The 25888-nt window shown below is 54.9% G+C and carries 22 protein-coding genes; 15 read left to right on the top strand and 7 right to left on the bottom strand.

Annotation, left to right across the window (positions count from 1 at the left end; all coding sequences use genetic code 11):
• Positions 1-19: 19 nt before the first annotated feature.
• The 3 genes from cysD to GWA01_RS07365 all read left to right on the top strand — a co-directional run bounded on the left by cysD (position 20) and on the right by GWA01_RS07365 (position 4599).
• Complete coding sequence (cysD, locus tag GWA01_RS07355; protein WP_146797605.1) at positions 20-814, top strand: sulfate adenylyltransferase subunit CysD; 795 nt, start codon at positions 20-22, stop codon at positions 812-814.
• A 2-nt stretch (positions 815-816) separates the two neighbouring features.
• Positions 817-2697: an adenylyl-sulfate kinase gene (cysC, locus tag GWA01_RS07360; protein ID WP_146795725.1), complete on the top strand. Its 1881-nt coding sequence runs from the start codon at positions 817-819 to the stop codon at positions 2695-2697.
• Between the two features lie 492 nt (positions 2698-3189).
• Complete coding sequence (locus tag GWA01_RS07365) at positions 3190-4599, top strand: sugar porter family MFS transporter (RefSeq protein ID WP_146795727.1); 1410 nt, start codon at positions 3190-3192, stop codon at positions 4597-4599.
• A 60-nt stretch (positions 4600-4659) separates the two neighbouring features.
• Here GWA01_RS07365 and GWA01_RS07370 read toward each other — a convergent pair whose 3' ends face one another.
• The 3 genes from GWA01_RS07370 to GWA01_RS13265 all read right to left on the bottom strand — a co-directional run bounded on the left by GWA01_RS07370 (position 4660) and on the right by GWA01_RS13265 (position 9940).
• Complete coding sequence (locus GWA01_RS07370) at positions 4660-5985, bottom strand: UDP-glucose dehydrogenase family protein (RefSeq protein ID WP_186819505.1); 1326 nt, start codon at positions 5983-5985, stop codon at positions 4660-4662.
• A gap of 85 nt (positions 5986-6070) precedes the next feature.
• Complete coding sequence (locus GWA01_RS07375) at positions 6071-7969, bottom strand: AsmA family protein (RefSeq protein ID WP_146795729.1); 1899 nt, start codon at positions 7967-7969, stop codon at positions 6071-6073.
• Positions 7970-8236: 267 nt separating this feature from the next.
• Positions 8237-9940 carry a hypothetical protein gene (locus tag GWA01_RS13265; RefSeq protein ID WP_146795731.1) on the bottom strand — a complete coding sequence of 568 codons (1704 nt, stop codon included), beginning with the start codon at positions 9938-9940 and terminating at the stop codon, positions 8237-8239.
• 318 nt (positions 9941-10258) lie between these two features.
• Between GWA01_RS13265 and pstS the strand changes: the two genes are divergently transcribed.
• The gene (pstS, locus tag GWA01_RS07385) at positions 10259-11278 is read left to right on the top strand and encodes a phosphate ABC transporter substrate-binding protein PstS (RefSeq protein WP_146795734.1); all 1020 of its coding nucleotides are present in this window, start codon (positions 10259-10261) and stop codon (positions 11276-11278) included.
• Between the two features lie 159 nt (positions 11279-11437).
• On the top strand, positions 11438-12682 hold the full coding sequence (locus GWA01_RS07390; RefSeq protein ID WP_229316064.1) for a multidrug effflux MFS transporter: 1245 nt from the start codon (positions 11438-11440) through the stop codon (positions 12680-12682).
• A gap of 83 nt (positions 12683-12765) precedes the next feature.
• On the opposite strand, the gene GWA01_RS13020 is transcribed toward GWA01_RS07390, so the two are convergent.
• Entirely contained in the window at positions 12766-12903 is a 138-nt protein-coding gene (locus tag GWA01_RS13020) for a hypothetical protein (RefSeq protein ID WP_186819506.1), read from the bottom strand.
• Positions 12904-13180: 277 nt separating this feature from the next.
• Entirely contained in the window at positions 13181-13687 is a 507-nt protein-coding gene (locus GWA01_RS07395) for a DUF2721 domain-containing protein (protein WP_146795736.1), read from the bottom strand.
• A 95-nt stretch (positions 13688-13782) separates the two neighbouring features.
• Between GWA01_RS07395 and GWA01_RS07400 the strand changes: the two genes are divergently transcribed.
• From GWA01_RS07400 to guaD, 4 genes are all read left to right on the top strand, one after another.
• Positions 13783-14628, top strand: a complete 846-nt coding sequence (locus GWA01_RS07400) for a creatininase family protein (protein WP_146795738.1) — start codon at positions 13783-13785, stop codon at positions 14626-14628.
• Positions 14625-15848 carry a YncE family protein gene (locus GWA01_RS07405; protein WP_146795740.1) on the top strand — a complete coding sequence of 408 codons (1224 nt, stop codon included), beginning with the start codon at positions 14625-14627 and terminating at the stop codon, positions 15846-15848. The genes GWA01_RS07400 and GWA01_RS07405 overlap by 4 nt, the downstream gene beginning before the upstream one ends.
• 166 nt (positions 15849-16014) lie before the next feature.
• Positions 16015-16377, top strand: a complete 363-nt coding sequence (locus tag GWA01_RS07410) for a zinc ribbon domain-containing protein YjdM (protein WP_146795742.1) — start codon at positions 16015-16017, stop codon at positions 16375-16377.
• Between the two features lie 148 nt (positions 16378-16525).
• On the top strand, positions 16526-17851 hold the full coding sequence (gene guaD, locus GWA01_RS07415) for a guanine deaminase (RefSeq protein ID WP_146795745.1): 1326 nt from the start codon (positions 16526-16528) through the stop codon (positions 17849-17851).
• On the opposite strand, the gene GWA01_RS07420 is transcribed toward guaD, so the two are convergent.
• Both GWA01_RS07420 and GWA01_RS13325 read right to left on the bottom strand, forming a co-directional pair.
• A complete protein-coding gene (locus GWA01_RS07420) occupies positions 17821-18789 on the bottom strand; it encodes a LysR family transcriptional regulator (RefSeq protein WP_146795747.1) in 969 nt (322 codons plus the stop codon). The genes guaD and GWA01_RS07420 overlap by 31 nt on opposite strands.
• Before the next feature lie 208 nt (positions 18790-18997).
• Positions 18998-19132 carry a hypothetical protein gene (locus GWA01_RS13325; RefSeq protein WP_264818479.1) on the bottom strand — a complete coding sequence of 45 codons (135 nt, stop codon included), beginning with the start codon at positions 19130-19132 and terminating at the stop codon, positions 18998-19000.
• Here GWA01_RS13325 and GWA01_RS07425 point away from each other — a divergent pair.
• The 6 genes from GWA01_RS07425 to GWA01_RS07450 all read left to right on the top strand — a co-directional run bounded on the left by GWA01_RS07425 (position 19131) and on the right by GWA01_RS07450 (position 25862).
• Positions 19131-20588: a SidA/IucD/PvdA family monooxygenase gene (locus GWA01_RS07425; protein WP_146795749.1), complete on the top strand. Its 1458-nt coding sequence runs from the start codon at positions 19131-19133 to the stop codon at positions 20586-20588. The genes GWA01_RS13325 and GWA01_RS07425 overlap by 2 nt on opposite strands.
• Positions 20585-21478, top strand: coding sequence for an allantoinase PuuE (gene puuE / locus GWA01_RS07430; protein WP_146795751.1), 894 nt, complete (start codon positions 20585-20587; stop codon positions 21476-21478). The genes GWA01_RS07425 and puuE overlap by 4 nt, the downstream gene beginning before the upstream one ends.
• Positions 21475-21993: a 2-oxo-4-hydroxy-4-carboxy-5-ureidoimidazoline decarboxylase gene (gene uraD, locus GWA01_RS07435; protein WP_146795753.1), complete on the top strand. Its 519-nt coding sequence runs from the start codon at positions 21475-21477 to the stop codon at positions 21991-21993. The genes puuE and uraD overlap by 4 nt, the downstream gene beginning before the upstream one ends.
• Positions 21990-22322, top strand: a complete 333-nt coding sequence (gene uraH / locus GWA01_RS07440; protein WP_146795755.1) for a hydroxyisourate hydrolase — start codon at positions 21990-21992, stop codon at positions 22320-22322. Before uraD ends, uraH begins: the two co-directional genes overlap by 4 nt.
• A gap of 282 nt (positions 22323-22604) precedes the next feature.
• Entirely contained in the window at positions 22605-23288 is a 684-nt protein-coding gene (locus GWA01_RS07445) for a hypothetical protein (RefSeq protein ID WP_228118525.1), read from the top strand.
• Between the two features lie 207 nt (positions 23289-23495).
• Positions 23496-25862: a putative bifunctional diguanylate cyclase/phosphodiesterase gene (locus tag GWA01_RS07450; protein ID WP_146795759.1), complete on the top strand. Its 2367-nt coding sequence runs from the start codon at positions 23496-23498 to the stop codon at positions 25860-25862.
• Positions 25863-25888: the final 26 nt, after the last annotated feature.

A 25888-nucleotide genomic window follows, 5' to 3' on the forward strand; every position in this document is an offset into this window, starting at 1 on the left:
ACTGCCAGAACCGCGTATTATGGATGACCTCGATCAACTCGAGGCTCAAAGCATTTTCATCCTGCGCGAAGCGTACCGTAAGCTGAAGCCTCTCTCGCTGCTGTGGTCTCTTGGAAAAGACAGCAACGTGATGGTCTGGCTTGCACGAAAAGCCTTTATGGGGCGCGTGCCTTTCCCGGTGATGCACGTTGATACCGAGAAGAAATTCCCGGAAATGTATGCATTCCGTGATGAGTACACCAAGAAGTGGGATCTGGACCTTCTTCTGGGTTATTGCCCGCCGGTTGAGGAAATTGATCCGTCTCTGCCGCCTGCTGCCCGTTCCGCTGCGCGTAAGACCGCTGGACTGGCTGCCATGATCGAGAAGCACAAGCTGCGTGGTGTGATTGCGGGTATTCGCCGCGATGAGCAGGCCACGCGTGCGAAAGAGCGCGTGTTTAGTCCACGCGGGGCTGGGCATCGCTGGGACGTGCGCAACCAGCCGCCGGAATTCTGGGACCAGTATGCAACGCCTTATGAAGACGGCATGCATATCCGTGTTCATCCGCTGCTTGCGTGGCGCGAGATTGATATCTGGCGTTATATCGAGCGCGAAGGCATTCCGCTGGTTGATTTGTACTTTGCCAAGGATGGCAAGCGTTATCGCTCGCTTGGCGATCAGGACATTACTAACCCTGTTGAAAGCAATGCCACTACGGTTTCCGAGGTTATTGCCGAATTGGAAAACAGTAAGACTTCCGAGCGGGCTGGCCGCGCGATGGATCATGAATCAGAAGACGTGTTCGAGCGTCTGCGTGTTGCGGGGTATCTGTGATCATGGGCGATATCATTTCAACCGAGCATAAGTCGGTGGAATCACGCGCAGCTGCCACGCCAATCGTGATTGTCGGGCATGTCGATCATGGGAAGTCCACGCTGATCGGGCGTCTTCTCTATGATACGGATAGCCTGCAGGACGGCAAGCTTGCGCAGATTGTCGAGAGCAGCCGCAAGCGTGGTTTGGCTGTGGAGTGGAGCTTTCTGCTCGACTCTCTGCAGATCGAGCGCGATCAGGGTGTGACCGTTGATTCGACGCGTATTCCCTTCACGCTCAATGGCCGCGAATTCGTTATTGTTGATGCGCCTGGCCACCGCCAGTTCCTGCGGAATATGATCACGGGTGCGGCTGACGCGGAAGCAGCCGTTCTTGTGGTTGATGCGCAGGAAGGCGCGCAGGAGCAGACGCGCCGTCATGCAATGCTGCTGCGTCTTATCGGTATTCGCCATGTGATCGTGCTGCTAAACAAATCCGATATTCTGGGGTTTGATGAGGCACGCATTGCGCAGGCTGAGGCAGATGTGCGCCAGCTTCTGGGTCGTCTGGAAATTCAGGTGGAGGCTGTTGTTCCGGCCTCCGCGCGTGATGGCGATAATATCGCTACCCGTTCGGAGCGTGCGCCTTGGTATAAGGGGCCCACACTGATTGAGGCTCTGGCAGACGTGCCACCGCCAGCTTCGCGTCTCACACTTCCGTTCCGTATGCCGGTTCAGGACGTCTATCGTTTCGATGATGTGCGTTATGTCGCTGGTCGCATCGAGCGCGGGACCGTGCGGGTTGGTGACAAGCTGGCTATCGGGTCTCAGGGGCAGGTTGCTACTGTTGCGGAAGTCTGCCGCTGGCATGCTCCTGTTCATCCGATAGCCGGTGCTGGCGAATCCATTGCCCTGCGTCTTGAGCCGGATCTGGTTCCGGATCGTGGTGATCTTCTCTTCGCAGCCGATGACGCTGCTGCTGCACCGGAGAAGGCTGCACGTATCCGCACGCGCCTTTTCTGGCTGCGCGGTGAGCCGCTTCGGGTTGGGGAAAGCTTTAAGCTGCGCCTCACGACGGCCGAACATGATGTGACGGTTGTATCCATTGATGCTGTCGTTGATCTTGATGATCTGACATTGCGTCCGGGCGACAGCGTGCAGCCTGATGGTTTTGCGGAAGTGACGCTTGCTGCGTCTCATGCCGTGCTGTTCGACCCATTCTCTCCCGGTTTTGGGGATGGTCGCGGCGTTCTGGTTGATCATCATCAGCGGATTGTTGGTGGTGCTCCACTGATTGGTCCGGCTGAACTGGCGACTGGCGAGCGTGCCATTCATCCGACGGCAAGTCGTGTTTCCGCGCAGCAGCATGCGCAGGCCCGTGGGCACAAAAGCGCTGTATTCTGGCTGACCGGTTTGCCGGGCTCTGGGAAAAGCACTGTGGCGCGTGCTGCGGAGGAAGCTCTCGTTGCTCAGGGTATTAAGGCTACGGTTCTGGATGGAGACACTCTGCGCGCCGGGTTGTGCAGTGATCTTGGTTTCTCACCGGAGGACCGTACGGAAAATATCCGTCGTGCGGCTCATGTGGCACGGATTCTGGCGCAGAGTGGTCAGGTCGTGATTGTTGCGCTCGTATCGCCGCTGCAGGCTGATCGTAATCAGGCGCGCAGCATTGTAGGCGAGGGCTTCCATGAAGCATTTGTCGATACATCGCTGAGTGTGTGCGAGACGCGTGATCCGAAGGGTCTTTATGCTGCGGCCCGGGCCGGGAAAATTCCCGAATTTACGGGGGTTTCTGCGCCATACGAAGCACCCCTTTCGCCAGATCTGCGTATCAACTCTGAACGCTCTACTGAAGAAGCTGTTGGAGAGTTGACCGGGTTTATCCTGAGAGTCGTGCAGGCCTGATGGTTACGGTGGTGGGACATCGTTATGGTGTCCCACCATTAAAGGCATCGTTCATGCGCTGCCTCATGAGAAGAAAATGTTCATTGTTGTGATGCATAAAGCTGCGAGCTGATCCGCTTAGTGTTTGTTTTTTTTGGTAATGTATTTATAAATTTCATAATTAAAACCAATAGTTATTGTGTTTTATTTTAATTAATACAAAAAACATAAAAATATCATTTAAATAATAACTCAAGAATCAATTCAATGTGATATTTTTGTTATTAACATATTTAAATGTTTGTTTTTTAACTAAAGGACATATTTCTAATAATTTTTAATATTATTATGGCATTCCAGGAATATTACTTGTTATTTTCTTGGCTTATTTCTAATGGAATTTGCTCGCGAATAATTTAGCTCTGCGCGCGTAGTTGTGAGAACGCACATATGAGATGTTGCGTTAGTGATGGGGTATAGCACAAAGACCCCAGCGGGCGCGGAAGAAAAAACATGTCAGATCAGTTAACCACCACCAAGAGAAGCACCGGGACGGCTTTGACCAATACGATTGCCGCCATTTCTGCAACGGGCGGCCTGCTGTTTGGTTATGACACAGGGATCATCTCCTCGGCCCTCCTGCAGCTCAAGGCGGAGTTTCATCTGGATACGCTGGGGGCGGAAATCGTGACGTCGGCCATTATTCTCGGCGCTCTTTTTGGGTGTCTGGGGGCTGGCACACTCTCTGACCGAATGGGGCGGCGGCGCACGGTAATGGTTGCTGCCGCGCTATTTCTGATCGGCACAGTGATGGTTGCGACAGCGCACAGCGTTGCCATGCTGATTACAGCACGCCTTCTTCTTGGTTTGGCTATTGGTGCTGCGTCTCAGATCGTGCCGATATACATTGCTGAAATTTCACCGCCCGAAAAACGCGGCCGTTTGGTTGTCGGTTTTCAGTTGGCCGTTGTTTTCGGTGTTACCGTCTCGTTCGTCACCGGGTATCTACTGCGCGATCACAGCTGGCGGATCATGTTTGGCATTGGAATGCTGCCGGCCTTGATTCTCTTTGTGGGTATGGTTTTCTTGCCGAACAGCCCACGCTGGCTCGCGATGCGGGGGCGTCATGATGAAGCGCGGGACGTGTTGCGCAAGGTTCGCCCTTCTGATGAGGTTGCAGAACAGGAACTGCGCGAAATCCTGGAGGGGCATGACGAGCAGGCTCCTTGGTCCGTGCTGGCCAAGCCGTGGGTTCGCCCTGCTGTCATTGCGTCTGTTGGTATTGCGCTTTTGTGCCAGCTGACCGGCATCAATGCCGTAATGTATTACGCTCCGACAATTTTTTCGGGTGCAGGATTCGGGCAGGACTCAGCGCTTCTGACGTCTGTTGCTGTTGGGTGTGCGATGATTTGTGCCACTTTGTTTGGTGGCTGGGCTGTAGATGCCTTGGGTCGTCGTACCCTGCTGCTGAGACTGCTCCCAGGTGCGGTCGTATCGCTTATTATTCTCGGTGGTCTCTTCGCCTTTCACCTGACGACCGGCATTGGCGCATGGCTCACTGTTCTGGCTGTGATGGGATATACGGTTTTCAACACGGGTAGCCTGTCTGTTGCGATTTGGCTTATTGGTGCGGAGGTTTACCCTCTGTCGTGCCGTGGCAAGGGAATGAGCCTTGTTGCAGGAAGCCATTGGGGCGCTGATCTTGTTATTTCACTCACCACGCTTTCGCTGGTTGAGGGGCTCGGTGCTGGTGGCACGTTCTGGCTATTCGCTGCGGTTAATGCGCTCGCGCTGGTGTTCATCGCGCGGTATGTCCCCGAGACCAAAGGCAAGTCTTTGGAACAACTCGAAGCCAGTCTGAAGAACGGCACTTTTGCTCCTGTTGCCAAAGCTCAGAAGCAGGCCAATCTTCAGACATCTTGATGATTTCAGTGTAGATGCGGTTTGCGCCCGGCGGAAAATTCCGCCGGGCTTTTTTGTGTGTCAGACGCGGCCGATGGAACGGTAATCGAAGCCTGCCGCTTTCATGGTGTCCGAGTTCCAGATATTCCGCAGGTCTGCAATTGCTGTTCCGCGCATGGCCGTTTTGAGGCGGGCCGGATCCAGGGCGCGAAACATGTTCCATTCTGTCAGCACGACCAGAATATCGGCATTTTCAGCGGCAGACAGTGCGTCGTCGCAGTAGCGAATCTTTTCCGGCAAGAGCGCGCGGGCGGGTGTCATCCCTTCTGGATCGAAAGCCTGAATGACAGCGCCGGCGTCGTGCAGGCGATGAAGGATGGGAATGGATGCCGCTTCGCGCATGTCATCAGTGTCTGGTTTGAAGGTCAGGCCCAATACACCGACCGTCCTCCCCGCAACACTGCCACCAGCCTGCTCGATGATACGCTCCGCCATGCGTATCTTGCGGGCTTCATTGACAGCCACTGTTGCCTCGACGAGTTGTGTTGGAGCGCCTGCGTCCTGCGCGATGGCCGTCAGGGCGCGTGTGTCTTTTGGAAAGCAGGAGCCGCCATATCCTGGCCCTGGATACAGGAATCTTGGCCCGATCCGTTCATCCAGACCCATGCCGCGCGCGACATCGTGGATGTTGCCACCGACTTTCTCGCAGAGATCGGCCATCTCGTTGATGAACGTCACTTTCATGGCGAGGAAAGCATTGGCTGCGTATTTGGTGAGCTCGGCCGTTTCCAGATCGGTGAAGACGATTGGGGCATCAATCATATAGAGAGGACGATAGAGTTCTCTCAGGGCGTCCTTTGCGCTTATGCCTTGATCGGGGCCGCTTTCATCTATGCCAATAATCACGCGGTCCGGGCGCATAAAGTCGCCAATGGCGTTGCCTTCGCGCAGAAATTCCGGATTTGAGGCTACATCAAACAACAGGTCGGGTCGGGCTTCACGCAGGATACGCGCGACTTCGCGGCCTGTGCCTACGGGCACGGTGGATTTAGTGACAACGAGCAGGCCACGCTTTGCCGTACGCGCGATTTCGGCTGCTGCATCGTAGACATAGGTCAGATCTGCATGGCCATCGCCGCGACGGGTCGGTGTTCCCACAGCAATGAAAACCGCATCGGCGTTTTCGATTGCAGTTGAGAGGTCATCTCCGAAGGTAAGACGTCCTGCCTGTGTATTGGTGGCGACGATCGTGTCGAGGCCAGGCTCATAGATGGGAATACTGCCTTTGCGGAGCGCTTCGAGACGTTTTGGATCCCGTTCGACGATGGCAACATCCGTACCAAATTCGGCAAAACATGCGCCGGATACAAGTCCGACATATCCACCGCCGATCATTGCGATACGCATTAAGGTGTCTCCTCTCCGATTGGGTGTGCATAGCGACCTCCCGCGAGAGGGGCAAACAGCGGAGTTGTGGCCAGTATATGTGTGCTCAGCGTGTAGGGCGCAGGCAGGCATTGCCCGATGCGAAGGAGCGCAGTGCTGGTGGCAGTGTTGTGACGGTATTGGACTCTGCGAGCAGTGCTTTGCCCTGTTTTGAGAGGGCTGCCAGACTGAGCTGTGGGCTATCGAACGGCCCTTTGACGCGGACCGGAATATCGAGGGCAAAAAAGCCTGTTGAGAACGGACGGCTGGCAAATACGAGATCGAACCAGTGTCTGTTCAGGTCGAACGATGCTTTCGCTGCGACGATTCCGATAGAGGTTCTGATCCTCAGAGGCGCTACGGTTCCGATGCCCTGATGCAGTTCCATCACGCCCAGAAGGCAGGTGATTGGGACTGTACCTTTGGGGCGCCGGAAGATGAGCCGCAGATCCATTGATGCGGCTTCCACAATTTCCCGGGCAATTTCACCTTGCTCCATACTTACGGCTGCCGAGAGATCTGCCTTGCGCGTGGCTTCATTGAGCGTATGGGCGTTTCTGGCGCTCGCGATGACCTGAATTCCGAGTTTGCCTTTGACGGGAATGGGCGCAAATCCGGCAGCCTTGCGAAGGCGGTCTATGTCGCCATGGCGGGCGTCGAACTGAGCATCGATATCCGTGCCGTCACGGGCGGCTTTCAGGCTTCCCTGTGCACGAATGGTTGTTCCCAGATAGCCAAGCGACAGTTCGTGAACGACGATTTTCCCCGGAGCCTGTTCAGCATTCAGAGCAAGGCCCGACATGGACAGGTCATTATACGTGACCTGTGTGGCGGAGAGACGGATGTTCAGGAGTGGATCCGGCTTGAGGGGCACTTGCAGGGGGATGTCTGTGTGGGCCGCTCGGCCAGTGGGTTTCTTGCCTTTCGGCTGGGACAATCCTGCCAGCATGCTGTTTACATCCAGAGCGCCCAGCGAAATGTTCGCGTGAATGTCGTCGGGTTTTGTGTGATTGCCTTCCTCAAGGTCAAAGGTGGCGTCCTTGATGACGGTGCCCTTGATCTGCCCGGAAGTCTGCTCAAGGTGCCAGCTATCCTGAAGATGGGAAAAATTCCCGTTGATCTCCATCGGTACGGTGTCCTGAAAGTCTTTCAGGCCCGCCAGATCAAGCAGGGGACGGGATGTGGGAGTTTTGACTGTAATGTGGCCTTTGATGCCGTCTACGTTCAGGACATCGGTCAGGGTGCCGTCAAAACCGATCTCCAGATCCCCTGAGGTGATCTTCGCTTTTGCTTCATATGGGCGTGGGGAGAGGCGGAGCATGGCGATTGATGCCATTGTGGTATCAATCGCGACTGGGGTTCCGTTATAGGCTCCTGCAAGGGTCATGAGGAGCGGGCTGGTGTCGCTTTGGGACGACAGATGCATGTTGTCGAGGCGCGCATCGTATGAGCTGCCGCCTGCAGAGCGATATGTGACGTCGCTTTTTAGAATCCGTACATCGCGAATGCCCGGAAACCAGTGTGTATCGGGCGCATCATTTTCGGGTTTGTCAGTGTTTGTTGGCCCGGGCTGGGCATCTGCTGGCGCAAACCGCCAGTTGGGTTGCCGCTCGGGGGTGCGTTCGAAAATGCCTGAAAAGCCGGTGATGATAACATCTCTGCTCTGGACGGGGCCGTGTAAAAGCGTGGTCAGGCGTATCTGTGCGTGCAGGGTGTCTAGCGTGATCATCTGAGGGCGGCTGCCGCCGGGGATGTTGGCAATGGACAGGCCCTCCAGATCGGCTGTCAGCCAAAGTCCGGCGCGGACATGCAGATGGTGGATCTCGACGCTGCGTCCTGTTGCATGCGCAATGCGTTGCGCGGCAAGGGAGGCGAAATCCTTGTGATCGACCCAGTACAGGCCTGCTCCAAGAGTACAGGCTGTGATAGCGGGAACGATGAGGGCAAGCGACGTAAGCCAGCGCAAAAGAGTGACGCCTTTCTGGGGAAGAAAGAAAGCACGCTACTCCAGATGGCGCGTGTGGGGGAGTGGCTGTATCTTGTGTATCGGTTATTGTGTTGCTGGAAACTATTTTGAGATTTTCCCGCATCTGACAATGCGGGAAAATTCGTCCGAAATACCCTTGAGCGTGAAGAGCATCGTCCAGTCAATCATATTCAATTTATGGATTGAATTATGATTTTTAAATAATTCAAAAATGGTGGATTGCAGGGCCTAAGCCCTGCTGTGGATTTAGTTAAAAGGCATGTAACGCAGGGACATGAACACCATGTTATCGCTGGTGTGTGGGGCGCCACCAATGCCTGAGAAAGAGTCGACGTAGGTGTACGAATATTGTGCGCCTACGCGGACGGTGCCGTAATCACCTTTCAGGTAATCATACCAGAAACCTGTGGTGCCTTGCGCAACCGTGTGGACGTTGGCCCCGGCAGCACAAAGGCTGCTGAGTTCTGTGTTGCATCCAGACATATTGTAGAGTGGGTTGCCGTAACCGTAGGATTTTCCACCGGCGTTGAAGTAGGCCCGAGACCTGACTTCTTCTGCGCCGGCATAAGCGTAGAGGCGCAGGGCTTTTGTGGGGTTGCCATAAACTCCAAGAAGGACATTGGCCTCTGGGAGAGGGTGTGTGGAGCCGTTTTGGTTGAAGCTGTAGTCGGGAATATTGGAGGTGCCATAGCGGCCGATTCCAACGCCGACTAGACCCGAGGCTTGGAAATAAAGTTTTTTGTTGATGATTGGCAGGATCAGACCGCCGCCGCCGCCGCCCGCAACGGATGTGTGGCTCTGGCCGCTTCCGGTTACGCTGGTGCGGTCGTGCAGAAAGCGCATGACGCCGGTAAGTTCGTAGTGGCCCCAACCTGGATCAGCAGAAAATTTTGTGATGATGTCAGGAGCAACATCGGTCGCGTAATAAGTGTCTGGGTTATTTACGTTTGCGCCGCTCTCTTTATAGGTCACGACGGTGCTGCCAGGCTCATAAGGAGAGCCCGACGGAACGGCAGACGGATTTTCGATCGACAGACCGACATGATAGCGACTGTTGTCGAAGCCTTTGACGATACGGACCTGACTGTTTCTGGTCCAGTTGAAGCCGGGGACGTACTGGGCTTCGATGGTCAGCGGGATCTGTTCATCACGAGCTGACATGCCCTTGTTGAACATCGTAATGAGAGACCAGTTCTGGCCGCCAAGAATCTGGAGATCATCAGCCTGATCTTTCAGCTCTCCATAAAACAGACGAGCGCGCAGGACGTAAGAATTGGACTGGCGGGAGTTTGATGCAGATCCTGCGCCTTGGAAATCTGTTTCCACATAAGCGTCAGCTTCAAGCTTGCTGCTGATTTTTCCTTCCACCAGTGCAGCCAAACGGCTTTGGCGCTCCGTCTGGTGGAATTCATTCATGTGGGCTGCAGCATTGTTGCCCCACGGAATGGCATTAAAGCCTGTTGAGATATCAGACGCTGTGTTGCGTGATCTCCATATTGTGGCCGCTTCAGCAAACCCGCCAAGCGTAATTCGGATGCCACCCACCTGAATTTGACCGCGACGCAAAGGGCCATACAAGCTGGAGTGTGCCGGGGGGGTGCCGGTTATTTCGCCATAAGGTGTGCTTGCTGTGCGGGGAGGAGCCAGCAGGGGAGTGCTGACATTCCAGGAGGTCTGACCGCCACGGGCGTTAGGATTAATGTATCCTGCGCGCTGGCTGTAAGGGTTGTTTTCGGCTTCTTCACGCTGGTGCGCGAGAACGGCGCGCGCGCGCTTTACCTCCTCGTTGTGTTCTTTCTTCATTACGGCGAGCTGGCTTTGCATGGCGCGGATCTGGCTCTCCATGATTTCCATCTGATCAGCTGCCCGTGCGTGACCGCTTAGACAGCCCAAAGAAACCATTGTGGAGGTCGCCATGAGGGCTGCGTTACGTTGCGAAAAGAACTTCATTGCCGTGGGGCGTCCTTGCGTCAAAGGGCGGGTAATTCACGGCGTGGGTATCTGATTTGGTTTTTTGAATAATGGGAAGGTTTAATGACGGGAATATTGCAAAATAATGACAAAAATCTAAAGTATTGTTTTTAAATAATTTTATGCGTTAATTTATAAATATAAATTTACATTATATTTCTGGCGGAATATTGGTGTGTCTTTCGGGGCACAGTCTTATTGTCGCTGTCATGAAAGTATCATGCAGTTTTCGCTATATCCTTTTGAGGCCACTCGCTACTAGGTGAGCCGTATTTCAATGCCCCATGAGGGATCATCATGATCAAAACCAAGCTTGCGCTTTTCAGTTTCGTCGCGATGACGGCCCTGTGCGCCGTCTCACCATCTTTCGCAAATGCCGCCGATATTACGGGTGCCGGATCAAGTTTTGCAGCTCCGATTTATGGTGCCTGGGCTGAAGCGTCCAAGGGAACGACTGGCGTCAATGTGAATTACCAGAGTGTTGGTTCCAGCGCTGGGCAAGATCAGGTCATTGCGCGGACTGTGGATTTTGGTGCCTCTGACAAGCCGATGGCAGCAACACGTTTGGCCTCGGAACACCTGTTTCAGTTTCCGACTGTCATGGGGGGAATTGTGGTCGTCGTGAATGTGCCGGGTGTTGATGCTGGCAAGCTCCGCCTTGACGGACCAACGCTGGCTGCTCTGTTCGATGGTGAAATCACGGAATGGGACGATGCGCGCATCAAGGCACTTAACCCAGGCCTGAATCTGCCAGACACAGATGTTGCGCCAATTCATCGTGCGGACGGTTCGGGCACGAGCTATGTTTTCACGTCCTACCTTGCGCAGGTTTCCGCAACCTGGAAGCAGAAGCTGGGTGCTGGTACGTCCATCGCATGGCCCGGTGGAGCTGGTGCGCGCGGCAATGACGGCATTGCCGCCATGGTCAAGCAGACCGAAGGTGGCGTTGGTTATGTTGAATACGCGTATGCTGCTCAGAACCACCTGAATATCGCGCAGATGAAGAACCATGCTGGCTCTTTCGTCTCGCCGTCCCTTGCTGGCTTTGCTGAAGCTGCTGCCTCCGCAGACTGGGCTCATGCAGATCATTATGCGATCAACCTGCTGGACACGGCTGGCCAGAGCGCATGGCCGATCGTAACGGCCACTTTCGTCCTCGTTCCGACTGATGCCAAGGGTGCAGCTGAAGCCAAGGCCGTCCGTGATTTCTTCACGTGGGGTTTTGAGCATGGCGATGCAGAAAACACCCGTCTGGACTATGTTGGTCTGCCGCAGGCTGTGAAGACGAATATTCTGGCGAGCTGGCCGAAGCACTGAAGACACATTCCGGCTGGAAATTTAGAGGAAATCTCTGAAATTCCAGCCAAAGTGTTTTTCAGCACTGGCCAGTGCTTCAAAAAAGGCGTTGAGTAATCCAACGGGTCTTGCCGGTTTCCGGTAAGGCCCGTTCCCGTTTTTCATACGCCTGGTGTCTGCGTGTCTGCTTCAGCCCCGCCCGCTCTTTCCGTGCCGGCCCTGTCTTCCGCGAACCGTATCCTGATTGCGATGATCTTCATCCTTGGGCCGGTTGCGACGGATATGTATCTTCCTGCTTTCCCGATGCTTGAGCATGACCTGGGGCATGGTGCAGGGTCTGCGCAGCTTACGCTGACATCGTGGCTGGCGGGGCTCGCGATTGGCCAGTTCACGCTCGGCCCATTCTGCGACCGTTTCGGGCGTAAATCCCCGTTGCTGCTTGGTTTGGCGGTTTATTCCATTGCGTCCGGCATGCTGGCTGTGACGACCAATTTCCACATGTTCTGCTTCCTCAGGTTTGTGGCAGGTCTTGGTGGGGCTGCGACGTCTGTGGCTCCGCGCGCTATGGTACGCGATGTCGCGACGGGTTCGGAGGGCGCGAAGCTGATGTCTCAGCTCATGCTCATCTTTGGGCTTGGGCCGATTCTTGCACCAACCATCGGTGGATTTCTGCTTGAGCTTGGTAACTGGCGTCTGATTTTCTGGGCTGGGCTGGGATTTGGCGGTTTTCTGATGCTGTGGAGCTGGTTTCTGCTGCCGGACACTCTTGCGCCGGAAAAGCGCTTCGCTCTGCCGTTCAGTGGAATTTTGCAGCGCTATGTTTCGCTGGTGCGTGAGCCACTTTTTCTGTCTGCGGCGATGGTGGCGAGTTTTGGCACCTTCACGATGTTTACCTACCTTTCCAATGCGCCTGCTCTTTTTGAGGGTATTCTGGGGTTTTCGCCTCGCGCCTTCGCTATTTTCTTCGGGCTGAATGCGGGAGGGTTCATTTTGGGAACGCAGGTCAATGCGCGTCTTATCCGGCGCCACGCGTTCACCAGAGTGATGGAGCTTGGTATGATTGGCGGGCTGGTTGCGGCTGTGTTGTGCCTGATTGTCAGTGCGACAGGGTTGGCGAGCCCCTCAAGCCCCTGGGTGCTTTGCGTGTTGATCTGGTGTGTTACGTTCTCGCTGGGCTTCATCGGCCCGAATGCAGGCGTTCTGGCCATGACGCATCATGGTCATCAGGCGGGCTCTGCGGCGGCCTTGATGGGAACGCTGAACTGGACGGTGGGCGGAGCCGCGGGCGTGCTGATGGCAGTGCTGCCTGCGCACTGGATCGGCTCGACTGCTGTGGGGATGGTTCTGGGGGTTCTGGGCTGTTGGCTCAGTGATCTCTGGAGGCGCCGTCTGGACCCGGAATCCTATCTCTCGGTTTCGCGCTGAAACGGAGCTCTGAGCAACAAGAAGGCCTGTTTATGCAGGCGGGACGCCCGGCACTTTGGCCGGGCCTGTCCCGAGAGTGCTTTTCAGCTCTCGGAAACGCGGTCAGCGGCGATCGTAGCAATCATCAGAGCCGCAATAACGGGCACGAAGGCAACCATCGAGAACTGTGCGAGCAGGTTTGTGGGCAGGCCGATGAGATGAACAAGCGTCAGGGCAGTCATTGTCGTTTTTCCGATTTGTTGTGCATTTGTTGGTGTGGAGTGGGGAAAAACGCGAAATATCGCTGGAGCACAACAAGAGCAGACGAGGGTCAGATCTGCGTCTGATGCATAATTCTCGCTGAGAACTTTTTACGTGAAGCAAATACAGCCTCACTGTTCTTGTTAGTGATGCTCTTTATTTCGTGAGCAATCGTAATTCTTGGCACGCCCATTTCCAAAGCTGTGAAGAAGGACGCGCTAAAATCGAGGTTTAGGCGTAATAAAGTTGCGTGGGCGCCTATTTGGTCGTTAGTGGCCTTGGCATGGCACCGTCTCTTTTCAGGCCGTGCCAGCTCAGCATTGTGTCTGCCAGGAAGAACATCAGCGCTGCCACAGTGCATCCGAGAGCTATGCCGAAAAGAGCTAGCAGCCATGTGGATGTGGTCGTATCCCGTAGAGAACCGACGAAAAGTGCAATTGCCGCGCCGCAGGTCGAGGCTCCGCCAATGGCGTTCATGAGAATCGCCAGGTCCAGAACGAAGATTCGGCGATGCAGGCGCTTTTCGTGGGAGAGGAGCTTTTCGGGGGTGTAGTAGGGATCGGTAGTGGCCGTATCGCTAACCGTCCCTGCGAGGCGACGGCTCACATCTTCCAGATGGTCTGATACCCGTGCGAGACGTGTATTGAACACGTTGATGAGTGTTCCGATGCCAGACAACATGAATACTGGAGTAAGGGCGACCTGAATCAGGTGTGCCGCGCTGTCTACGGCGTCGGGATCGGCAGCATAGGGAGGAAAAGCCATGGCGCTTTTTATACCGGCTGGGCGCAGGGGGGAATATGGCAGCCTCTGGAAATATGGAGTAAAGAGGGCGGTGTTTTCTCTGTTTCCGGATCTGCATGTCAAAATCATCCTTCCTGCGCCTAGGCTTTGTTGCGCTGTCCGTTCTGGCAGCCTCGACGGGAGGAAAGGCGATGGGACAGGACGGAGCACATTGTGCGGGTGTTGCGGCAACAGTTGAATTTGCCTGTCACACCTGGACCGAAATTGCGGCAGATGTGAAATCAGGGACGACGACTGTCATTATTCCGGTCGGCGGGACTGAGCAGAGCGGGCCTTATATTGCCGTAGGCAAGCATGATGTTCGTGCGCAGGTTCTGGCAGATACGATTGCGCGGGATGTCGGGCATGCGCTGGTCGCGCCGGTTGTGGCCTATGTGCCTGAGGGTTCAACCAGTCCCCGCACGTCCCATATGCGTTTTCCGGGTACGATTTCTGTTCCCCCCAGCGTGTTTGAGGGGCTTTTGCGCGCCGCGGCGGAGAGTTTCCGTGTTCAGGGTTTCACGACAGTAGTCCTGATCGGGGATCATGGCGGTTATCAGGCGAGCATGGCGCACGTGGCTGCTGAGCTGAATCGGGCATGGAAGGGGCAGGCTCACGTCCTTTATATACGTGATTATTATGAGGTTGTTCCTACCCGCTATGCTGACGCGCTTCGGGCGCAGGGACATGGGTCGGAAGTGGGGCTTCATGCAGAACTGAGCGATACGTCCCTGATGCTGGCGGTTGATCCGTCGCTGGTTCGTCAGGAAGCGCTGCGTGCAGCGCCAAAACCGGGTACTGCCGAGGGCGTCTATGGTGGCGATCCCCGGCGCGCAACGGCCGAGCTGGGCCAGATAGGGACCAATATGCAGGTGCAGACAGCCGTTGCAGCCATTCAGTCCTTCAACAGGAGCCATCCATGAGATTAAAAACCCCTCTGCTGGCGGCATTGACGCTGCTCGGTGCTACAGCAGCGCATGCGCAGGATGCCACTGTTCCGGCACAGCCCGCGCCCGTAGCTTCTGCATCGGCCATCACGACGCCTTCCGCGCTTCCTGTTGTGGCTCCTGTTCAGACCATTCCCGGGATGCCGCCTGTCATTGATCCGCGCAATATCTACAGTGAGACGGGTCCCTCTCACATTTCGGCAGCCATCGCAGGGGACCCGGCCCGCGTTTATGTGCCGAACCTGCGTGGTGACAGTGTGTCTGTCATTGATCCTGCGACTTTCAAGGTTGTGGACACGTTTCCCGTCGGCCACTCGCCGCAGCATGTGGTTCCTTCATGGGATTTGCGTACGTTATGGGTGACGAATAACAGCGAGGGACGTCCGGATGGCTCACTGACGCCGATCAATCCGGCGACTGCAAAGCCGGGCCCCTCTATTGCTGTCGATGATCCGTACAACATGTATTTCACGCCCGATGGCAAGTACGCGATTACGGTGGCGGAAGCGCATGAACGTCTGGACTTCCGTGACCCGCACACCATGGCGCTCAAGGGGTCAGTCGAGACGCCTGCCTGTAAGGGCGTTAATCATGCGGATTTCTCCATTGACGGAAAATACGCGATTTTCACCTGTGAGTTTGGTGGCTACCTCGCCAAGGTTGATACGGTGAATCTGAAGCTGATCGGGATGCTGAAGTTGTCCAGGGGCGGCATGCCGCAGGATATCCTGACAGCCCCGGACGGTCACAAGTTTTACGTGGCTGATATGATGGCTGATGGCGTTTTTGTTGTGGACGGAGACACGTTCAAGGAAACGGCCTTCTTGCCAACAGGTATCGGTACGCATGGCCTGTATCCGAGCCGCGATGGCAAGATGATGTATATTGCAAATCGCGGTTCGCACCGGATTCATGGCAAGCGCGGCGGGCCGGGCAGTGTTTCGGTTATGGATTTTGCGACCGATACCGTCGTGAAGACATGGCCGATCCCCGGTGGTGGCAGCCCGGACATGGGCAATGTCAGTGCTGATGGCAAGCTTCTCTGGCTTTCCGGCCGTTTCGATGATGTGGTTTATGCAATCGACACGGATACGGGCTCTGTTCAGAAGGTGCGCGTTGGGGCGGAGCCTCATGGTCTGACGGTCTGGCCGCAGCCTGGTCGCTATAGCGTTGGGCACACTGGTATTCTGCGATAAGCGGACAGATGCGCAGGAGGCTGGAAACGGTCTCCTCGATTTTTCGCACCTGATATTCTCCCCTGATGGGGAGAGATGCGGCATGTGGACTCAGGCAGCCTGATGGTTGTCTGGCTGCTGGTGCGTTTTTGCGTTTCAGGCTTGTTTTATGGAAGAGAGTTGAGTGATGGACCAGGATCTGAAATGCCCGAAATGTGGCTCTGAGCATGTGTATCCTGATGGCAGCCTGTGGGTGTGCCCGGAATGTGCGCATGAATGGAGCCAGCAGAGCGAAGGCAGTGCGGGTCCGTCAGAAAATCCTGATGCATCTGGAGAAATCCGCGATGCCAATGGAAATGTTCTGGCAGATGGTGACAGTGTCACGGTCATCAAGGATCTGAAGATCAAGGGTACGTCGTCCGTGGTGAAAAGTGGCACCAAGGTCAAGAATATCCGGCTTGTGGATGCGACGGACGGGCATGACATTGCCTGCAAGATAGCGGGTATTGGCGCGATGAATCTGAAGTCCGAGTTCGTACGCAAGGCCTGACGCCTGAATGGTCGAATAATCCATAGGCTGCTTACGCGCGCGTGTAAGGGGCCTATGCGATGCTCGGATTGCCCTCGCGAAAAAACAGCATTCATCGAGCGAAGAATGAGGCTGGAAGCTGCGTGCGTTCGCACCTAAAGCTTGCTTCATGATCAAGCGCACAGCCATTCGTGGCCCCGTCATCACCTTCCAGGCTGACCCGTTTTCCACTGATCCCATGTCGGCCCTGCGCTATGAGGCAGATGGGTTAATCGTGATTGAGGACGGGCGCATCGTCGCGTTTGATGCATGGGAGATCCTTGCGGGAACGCTTTCCGAGGACACGGAGGTCACACATTATCCGGACATGCTGATTTCCGCAGGCATGATCGACACGCATATCCATTATCCGCAATTACCGATGGTGGCGTCTTATGGTGAGCAGCTTCTGGAATGGCTGAACCGGTATGTGTTTCCCGTGGAAGCGCGCTATGCCGACATTGGCTTTGCCCGAAGCGTGGCCAGGAGTTTTCTGTCTGAACTGATGCGTGTCGGGACGACGACTGCAGCCGTGTTCTGTACGGTTCATCCGCAATCTGTTGATGCTTTTTTTGAGGAATCAGAGCGGCTTGGAACCTGCATGATTGCGGGCAAGGTTCTGATGGATCGGAATGCGCCAGACAATCTGCGTGATACTGCCCAGCAGGGCTATGATGAATCCAGCACGCTGATTGATCGCTGGCATAACAAGGGGCGGCAGCTTTATGCGATAACGCCGCGTTTTGCGCCGACCAGCACTGAGCGGCAGCTTGAGCTGGCGGGGAGTCTCCTGAAGACGCGTGATGATCTTTTCATGCATACGCATCTTCTGGAAAACCGGGCAGAGATCGAATGGGTCCGCGAGCTTTTTCCGGCGCGTTCGTCGTATCTGGATGTTTATGATCATGCTGGGTTGCTGCGACCGCGTGCCATCCTTGCGCATGCTGTTCATGCTGATGAGCAGGACTTCCAGCGTTGTCATGATACTGGCTGCATGATCGCACACTGTCCCGGGTCCAACCAGTTTCTGGGCAGTGGGAGTTTTCCACTCTTCAACGCGCTGAAAGCAGACAGGCGTGTTCGGGTTGGGGTCGGCAGTGATATCGGAGCAGGGCCAGCACTATCGTTGCTGCAGGTTCTCTCGGATGGCTACAAGGTTGCTCAGGGGCTGGGTACATCCCTTCATCCTGCACAGGCGCTTTGGTTGGCCACGGCGGGTGGCGCGGAGGCGCTCGGGCTTGAAGACAGGATTGGGAGCATTCGCTCTGGTATGCATGCGGATCTGTGCATTTTTGATCCTGCGGCGACGCCTCTGGGACGCATCCGGAGTCAGACTGCCGAGAGCCTGTCAGACCTTCTGTTTGCCCTGGTTATGCTTGGTGATGATCGCAGTATTGCTGCTACGTGGGTGAATGGGCGTTGTGTTCATCGCAGGGACGCGTCCCCTTCTGTCTGACCGTTTTCCAGTGAGCTCCCGCCCGGAGCCAATTCGCGGGGGGGCTTCAGAAACGACTTCTCAATTTCTGCGATTACAAGGCGCGTGGCAGCAGAGAGCTGTCGGGAACGGTCTACGCAGAGTGCGAGCCGCAGTGGCGCCAGCGTGCGGTTCGAAATGGGGACGAAAGCCAGTTCTCCACGTCGGATTTCCTCAATGGCATCCAGAAAGCTCAGAATGCCAACGCCCATGCCTTCCATGACGAGGGATTTGATCATCTGGATGTTGTCAGCGGAGACGACGCTTCGGATGGTGACACCTGTCTCGATTTCCAGAACCTCGATCTGACGTCGCAGGGCAAGCGGGAGCTCGGGCATGACCATTGGGAGTTCGGCGCACATGCTGAAACGGAGGGTTTTGCGTCCTGCAATGGGGTGGTCAGGCCTGCACACGAAGCCGAGCGGAAAATCGACATGTGTTCGAACCAGAATTTCCCTTGCATGGGTTGGGTTTAGAAGCAGTGCCAGATCTGCCTCTCCGTCGATCAGGCAACGGGAAATATCATGGTTTTCCAGCACATGCAGGCGCACGCTGATACCGGGGTGAGACTGTTGAAGTTCACGCAGCAGAACCGGGAGAAAGCCGCGTGTCAGTGCATCGGGCAGTGCAATGTCCACCTGACCGCGTCTCAGGCCGCGCATATCTTCGATCTGGACTTTCAGATGCTCGTGGTCGCGCGACCATTTTTTGCTGCTAGCATACAGAAGTTCACCTGCGGCTGTTAGTCGCAGCCCTGTTGGCAGTCGCTCGAACAGAGGCGTGCCGAGCATGCTTTCGCCCTGAAGGATCTGTCGATCGATGGCTGAAGCCGCGATATGCAGGTGCTCCGATGCCTTGCGGATGGACCCCAGACGGGCAACGGCCATGAAATAACGCAGAAATCTGGAGAAAACTGGCATCGGAGCCGCTCTCTTTTTTAGAACGAAGGGGACGTTTAAAAGAGATACCCGGGAATGGCCTGCTTGTGAAACACTTTGACCTGCACTGGCGGAGCGCAGTTCCGCAGACCTCCCCGTGAAGCCTGCCTGACTGAACATCCTTCAGGTGTTTTATTTTACGGGCCCCGGTCATGTTCGCGCAGCATATTTTCCTCTCGTATCGTGAAGATCATGCCTCAAAAGGGATGGGCAATCCGGGCTTGGTATCTATGCTGAGGACATTAGGTGAATGGCCGGTAAGGCGAACCGGCGCAACCATTGTTGCTTCGCGTTCCTTTGGCTGATCTTTAGGATTTACGGACATGTCTCTCTCGCAACAATGTTCTGATGCTCTGACTGAGCTGGCGGCCAAGGTCCGCGAGGATCTGGCCAGGATCGGTTATGCCAGTGGCTCATGGAGCATTCCGGTCACTCACGAGGACAGTCATGTGCTGGATGTTGCGATTGTGGGTGCTGGGCAGGGCGGGCAGACGACATGTTTTGCTCTGCGCAGGCAGGGTATTTCAAACGTTGAAGTTTTTGATCGTGCCCAGCGTGGGGGGGAAGGTCCGTGGGTTACGTTTGCCAGGATGCTCACCCTGCGCACACCAAAGCATGTAACGGGGCCTGATCTGGGCATTCCCAGTCTCACTCCGCAGTCCTGGTACGAAGCCCGCTATGGTGCGGAGGCTTGGCAGAGTTTGGACAAGATTTCCCGTCAGGACTGGCAGTCTTACCTCGACTGGATACGCGATACGTTGGAAATTCCGGTCACCAATGATCAGGAATTGCACCATGTTGGCTGGGAAAACGGGCTTCTGCGTCTGACGTTTCGAGACAGCAGCGGGAATGAAACCATACGTCTGGCCCGAAAGCTTGTTCTCGCTACGGGAATCGACGGGGGAGGTTCATGGCATATTCCCTCCTTCATTTCCGATGCCCTACCGAAATCTGCTTATGCACATACACATGAGACGATCGATTTCGAGGCTCTGCGGGGCAAGAGGATCGGCGTGCTGGGCGCTGGGGCATCTGCCTTCGACAATGCTGCAACGGCGCTTGAAAAGGGTGCGGGGAGCGTGGATCTCTGTCTGCGCCGAGCGAAGATTCCTGCAGTTAATCCCTATCGTTGGATGGAGAACGCAGGCTTTCTGGCCCATTTCTCCGAACTTCCGGATTTACAGCGCTGGCGCTTCATGTGCCGGATTTACAGTCTGAACCAGCCCCCTCCACAGGACACGTTCTGGCGTTGTCGCCGCCATCCCAATTTTGCTTTCCATCCGGAGACACCGTGGACGGGTGCGCGCATGGAAGGAGATGAGGTTGTCATCAGCACCCCAAATGGGGAGATGCGTTTTGATTTCCTCATTATCGGCACGGGCTTCACGATTGATCTGAGCCAGCGGCCAGAGACACGTGATTTCGCGAGCTCTGTTATGCTCTGGCGTGATTGTTTCATGCCTCCTGAGGGTGAAGAAAACGCGCTACTGGGGAGCCACCCATATCTGGGCAGCCGCTTCCAGTTTGAGCCACTTGATCCGGCAGACCCAAAAGCAGAGATGCTGGAGAACATCCACAACTTCACTTTCGCATCCATGCCGACGATGGGTCTTTCTGGTGCCTCCATCAGTGGCATGCGTTTTGGAGTGGAGAAGCTGGCGCGCGGTATTGCGCGTGATCTTTTCGTTGTGGACGGTGAGAAGCATCTGGCGAGCCTTCTGGCCTACGAGACAGAAGAACTCATCAGCCTCGATCCTCCAGTGGAGAAGGCCCACTCATGACCACTTATCCGCGTGACATGTGTGGGTACGGCAAAATTCCGCCGGACCCGCGTTGGCCAAATGGTGCCAGGATCGCCGTACAATTCGTCGTTAATTACGAAGAAGGGGCAGAAAACTCTGTCCTGCATGGTGATAAGGGATCTGAAGCCTTCCTTTCGGAAATGATCGGAACGCAATCCATCATTGGCGCACGTTCCATGCAGATGGAGAGCCTGTACGAATATGGCAGTCGGGCCGGGTTCTGGCGTCTGCACCGCTTATTTGCTGAAGCGAATATCACGCCGACCGTGTTTGGTGTTGCCAAAGCTCTGGCACGCAATCTTGAGGCTGTTGCTGCCATGAAGGAAGGTGGCTGGGAAATTGCCAGCCATGGATTGCGCTGGATTGACTATCAGCATTTTCCGGAAGAACTCGAACGCCAGCATATCCTTGAGGCCATCGATCTTCATACGCAGGTTACGGGCGAAAGGCCGCTCGGCTGGTATCAGGGCCGTACGAGCCCCAATACGGCCCGCATTGTCGCGGAGGAGGGGGGCTTTCTTTATGACGCCGATTCCTACGCCGATGATCTGCCCTATTATGATCACGCAAGCGGGCGCCCACAGCTGATTGTGCCTTATACGCTGGACGTGAATGACATGAAATTTGCGGCGCTGAATGGGTTTACGGAAGGGGAACAGTTCTTCCGCTATCTACGTGACACCTTCGACATGCTTTATAGTGAGGGTGGTCGGATGATGTCTGTTGGTCTGCATTGCCGCATTGCTGGGAAGCCGGCGCGGGCTTTGGCGCTGAAGCGCTTTCTCGCGCATGTCAACGCTCACGAGGGGGTTTGGACTGCCACGCGTCTGGACATTGCAAGGCACTGGCTTGAGGTGCATCCGGCATGAATATTCAGAACGTCAACGCTCTGAGTGTGCAGGAATTCGTGGATGTTTTTGGGGCGGCTTATGAGCATTCTCCATGGATTGCCGAGCGCGCCGCACTTAACCGGCCGTTTGCGGACCTGAAGACCATGTTACAGGCGTTTTCCGAAGTGGTGAAAAGCTCTGGTGAGGCCGTGCAACTCAAGCTCGTGCGGGCGCACCCGGAACTGGGCCATAGGGCTGGGGTTGATCCAGAGCTTGGGGCAGCGTCTGCATCAGAGCAGGCTTCCGCCGGGCTCGACCGATTGAGCCCGGAAGAATACAGCCGGTTCAAGGTTCTGAATGAAGCCTATCTTCAGAAATTTGGCATGCCGTTTGTGATCTGCGTGAGACTTGCAGGGCAAGGCGCAGCAAAGACGGTCATTATGGATGCTATGGAGCGTCGACTCGAGGGATCTGCGAAAGAAGAGCTTGTCGAAGCGCTTATGCAGATAGATGCCATCGCAGGACTGCGGATAAAGGATATCGTGACACAATGAGTTCTCTCTCGACGCACGTTCTTGATACGGTTTCCGGGCGGCCGGCCTCTGGCGTTTTTCTGCGTCTTTTGGACGGGGAAAAGGTTCTTTTTTGCGGTACTACAGACGCTGACGGCCGATGCCCCGAGCTTCGAAATATCTTCCTTGAGAAGGGGGGGTACCGTCTTGAGTTCTCTGTTGGAGAGTATTTCCGTCAGGCAGGACAGGTACTTTCCGATCCGCCCTTTCTCGATATCGTGCCTGTTGTTTTTGGTTTGGGGAGCGATATGCACGCGCATGTCCCCCTTTTGGTGGCCCCATTTGGGTATTCGACCTATCGCGGTAGCTGACGAGAAAATATTCCAAAATTACAATAACTTCCCAAAGGCTGGATGTAATATTCCAGCCTTTTTTCATGTACAACTTATTTTGTTTTGGTAACAAAATTACATATAATATAATAATAATTCTAAATACTTATAAAACTCAATTATAATTAAAATAATTATCCTTACATTTAAGTTTTTTTTGACGATAACTGCAGGGGCCGCAAGCAAGGCAATAATAAATAAAGCGGGAATCTAAAAATGTACGCTCTATTATTCTCCGAGCCTCTAGTAAATCGTTCTCAAATGCGCGTATTCACTCGAGAAAAAATCTATTCGTCTTCGCTTGCACGCGGTGCAGCACAGGGAGATCGTGAAACCATTCGCGCGATGATGATCGGATGGTGGCCTTTTATTCAGGCATTCGAGCGCGCTATTGATGTGCGTGTAGGGCATTTGCCGATCAAGCCGCTTGTCGCGCGTTTTGGTCAGTCAAAGATTAAAACCTTCTTTTCCGAGGCCCGGGAAGCTGTGCGGGAGATGAAGGAGGAGGAGGGTTCGCATGCCGTTCTGTGGGCGGAAGGGGCCAAGGAGTTTGGTCTGGATCTTTACGCAGACAACTATCCAACTCTCCCCAGCGTGCAGACCCTCATAGCGAACGCTGACAGTGATGATCCCGTGGTATTTTTCTCCTGGCTAGCGGCCGTGGAATATATTGCCGAAGAGCTTGCGGCTTATCTTTGCCACTCACCGAAATTCACGGACAAATTTGCCTGTGGCCACTGGACATGGGGTCTTGCCCATGACGAGCACGAGCATGATGGCCCCTCGCATCTGGAAATCGATGAGGATCTGGCGCGAGCCTATCATCCTGCGCTGGACCCGGAAATTGCCCGTGCGGCACTGACGGCAAACATGCACGAATGCATTCGTCTGTTTGAAATTGCCAGTTACGACATACACGGCACGATTAACGAAACTATACAATAATTAACTGAAAATTTTTTCAACAGGCGCACCGGTGCAGGAACAGTTTTGGCCTGCCCGGTGTTTCCTGTGGAAAACATTAAGAAATAAAGGAGCCTTAAACGAATAAGATTTAATTTGCGGCGTCCTGAGGATATGATGGGGCGTGACGAGCCTTTGCGTGTTTCTTCTGGGATTTTACGGATGGGAAACGGGGCAGAGGAGATTTTCATGATCACACTGCGCCTCTCTGCGTTGCTGCGTCTCTTCCGTCAGATGACCCGCGTTTCCTCACCTGCGCCCGAAATGGATTCGACGATCCAGAGTTCTGGCGGGCAGGCCCTGCGCTGGCTAAATTTCTTTCATATTCTGGCCCATGGAAGCGCTGCTCCCGTGACGGCCCTATGCCTTTTTCCGGCGCACCCTCTCTACAGCGTTTTGTTATGTGCTTCTGTCCTGATCGTACTGGCGGTCTATAACGTCATTTTTTATGCAGTTCCTGCCGACAAGACGACGGCTTCTCCCTGTAGCCATATCCTGCGCTTTCTGAATTTCCTTCTTGGTGTCTGCTGGGCCACCCTTCCCATCATGATCTTTCCTTACGGAAATTCGGATGATCGCGTGCTCGTATCGGGCATTACCATTGGCCTGACGGCTACGACCGTCTCTCTTCTGCCTTTGCGTATGGCCGGCGAACTGATTTCCAGCATGATCATGATTGGTTGCTGGATTGCGCTTTTTCTGACCTGGGAAAAGAAGCACAGCGTCTTCTATCTGTTCGTTGGCATCGAACTGTTTATCTACCTTTTCTTTATCCTATCGCTTTCCGCGACGGTACGGTTCCTGTTCATTGCCTTTCTGACAAACCGGCGGTCTCTCGAGGAGCGGAACAGCATCGTGCAGTTGTTGCTTCGGAATGCCGATAACGAGGCGGGAGACTGGTTGTGGGATATTTCTGCTGATGGCACGCTGCAGCACGTATCCACTGTTCTTGCCAACGCGCTTGGAAGATCCATTCCGGCACTTGAAGGGCGATCGCTCGTTGAGGTGCTGGCGGAGATCAATCCGTCTGCCAAAGAAAACGGGAGAAACACCGATCTTCTGCGCCTGGAGCAGTGTCTGGGAAACCGGATATTCTTCCGCGATATCGTTGTTGGGGGCTTTCTGGACAGCCGACAGCATTTTTGGTCGCTGAGCGGTCGTCCCATTTTTCAGAACCGCATTTTTATGGGGTATCGGGGGGTTGGGACGGATGTCACGCAAACGCATCGGGCCAGAGAGAGTGCGTCATTCAGGGCACGTCATGACATTCTGACTGGCTTGCCGAACCGCGCCGCTTTCATGGACGATATGGAGACCTATCTGATCGATGCAGAGCGGGAGGGGGAGGCCTTTGCGCTATTCAACCTTGATCTGGACGGTTTCAAGCAGGTCAATGATCGCTACGGCCATCAATATGGCGACGAGATGCTGCGTAAGGTTTCAGTATTGTTCAGTCGTAGCCTTACGGAGCGCCATCGGCTTTACCGGTTTGGTGGTGATGAATTCATGCTGCTTGAGCGGCATGCAACGGTGACCTCGGCGGCGGGAACGGCAAACGCCCTCATCAGCGCGCTGGTTGAAACTCCGATCCAGCTCCTTGACAGGGTTACGGCCCCGATTGGCGTTAGTGCGGGTATTGTGATTGCCAGTGGCGGCACGGAGCGGGTGGAGAGCCTGCTTGAGGCCAGCGATCTGGCTTTGTACGAAAGCAAGCATGTCGGTGGACATACCTATCATTTCTACGACGCCCAGCTGCGAACGCTTGCGAAGAGAAACCGCGGTCTTATTCGGGCATTGCCCCATGCACTTGAAAGTGGGCAGATCAAGATTGTCTATCAGCCCTTCTTCAACGCGCAGAGCCAAAAACTTTGTGGTTTTGAGGTGCTCGTTCGCTGGACGCACCCGGAATATGGTCGCATTCCCGCAGACCGTTTGATCCGGCTTGCTGAAGAAGCAGGGTCCATTCAGGAGCTGGGTTCGTATGTTACCGAGCAGGCCTGTCTGCTTGCCCGAGAATGGCCCTCTGACCTTCTGCTGTCTGTGAACGTGTCTGTGGGGCAGCTGGAATCAAAGGCGTTTCTTCCGGATCTCACTCGCATACTTCAGGACACGGGGTTCCCGGCCTCCCGGCTGCAGATCGAGGTTACGGAGAGCATTTTCATGGAGCCTGATGCCTCCACGTTTACGCTGCTCCATTCTCTGCGCTCACAAGGGATCATCATCGCGCTGGATGATTTCGGAAAGGGTTTTTCGTCCCTTGGTTATCTGCGCTTCTTTCCATTTTCAAAAATCAAGCTGGATGCACTTTTTGTGCGGGACATGCTGCGAGAGCCGCGAGCTGCCTCCATTGTTCGTGCTGTGATCGAGCTTGCCATTGATCTGGGTGTTGCTGTGACTGCTGAAGGGGTGGAAACTCAGGAACAGCTTTCTTACCTGACCAGTCTCGGCTGCACGGAAATTCAGGGATACCTGCTTTCGCATCCTCTTCCGCCGCTGGAAGCGATGGCTCTTTTGACCCGGGACGGGTTTCCGGAAGCACGGATCACTGCTTCCTGAGACATAAAAAACCTGCCCACATAAAG

It is taken from the genome of Gluconobacter wancherniae NBRC 103581 (genome assembly GCF_007988885.1).
Lineage (GTDB): Bacteria > Pseudomonadota > Alphaproteobacteria > Acetobacterales > Acetobacteraceae > Gluconobacter > Gluconobacter wancherniae.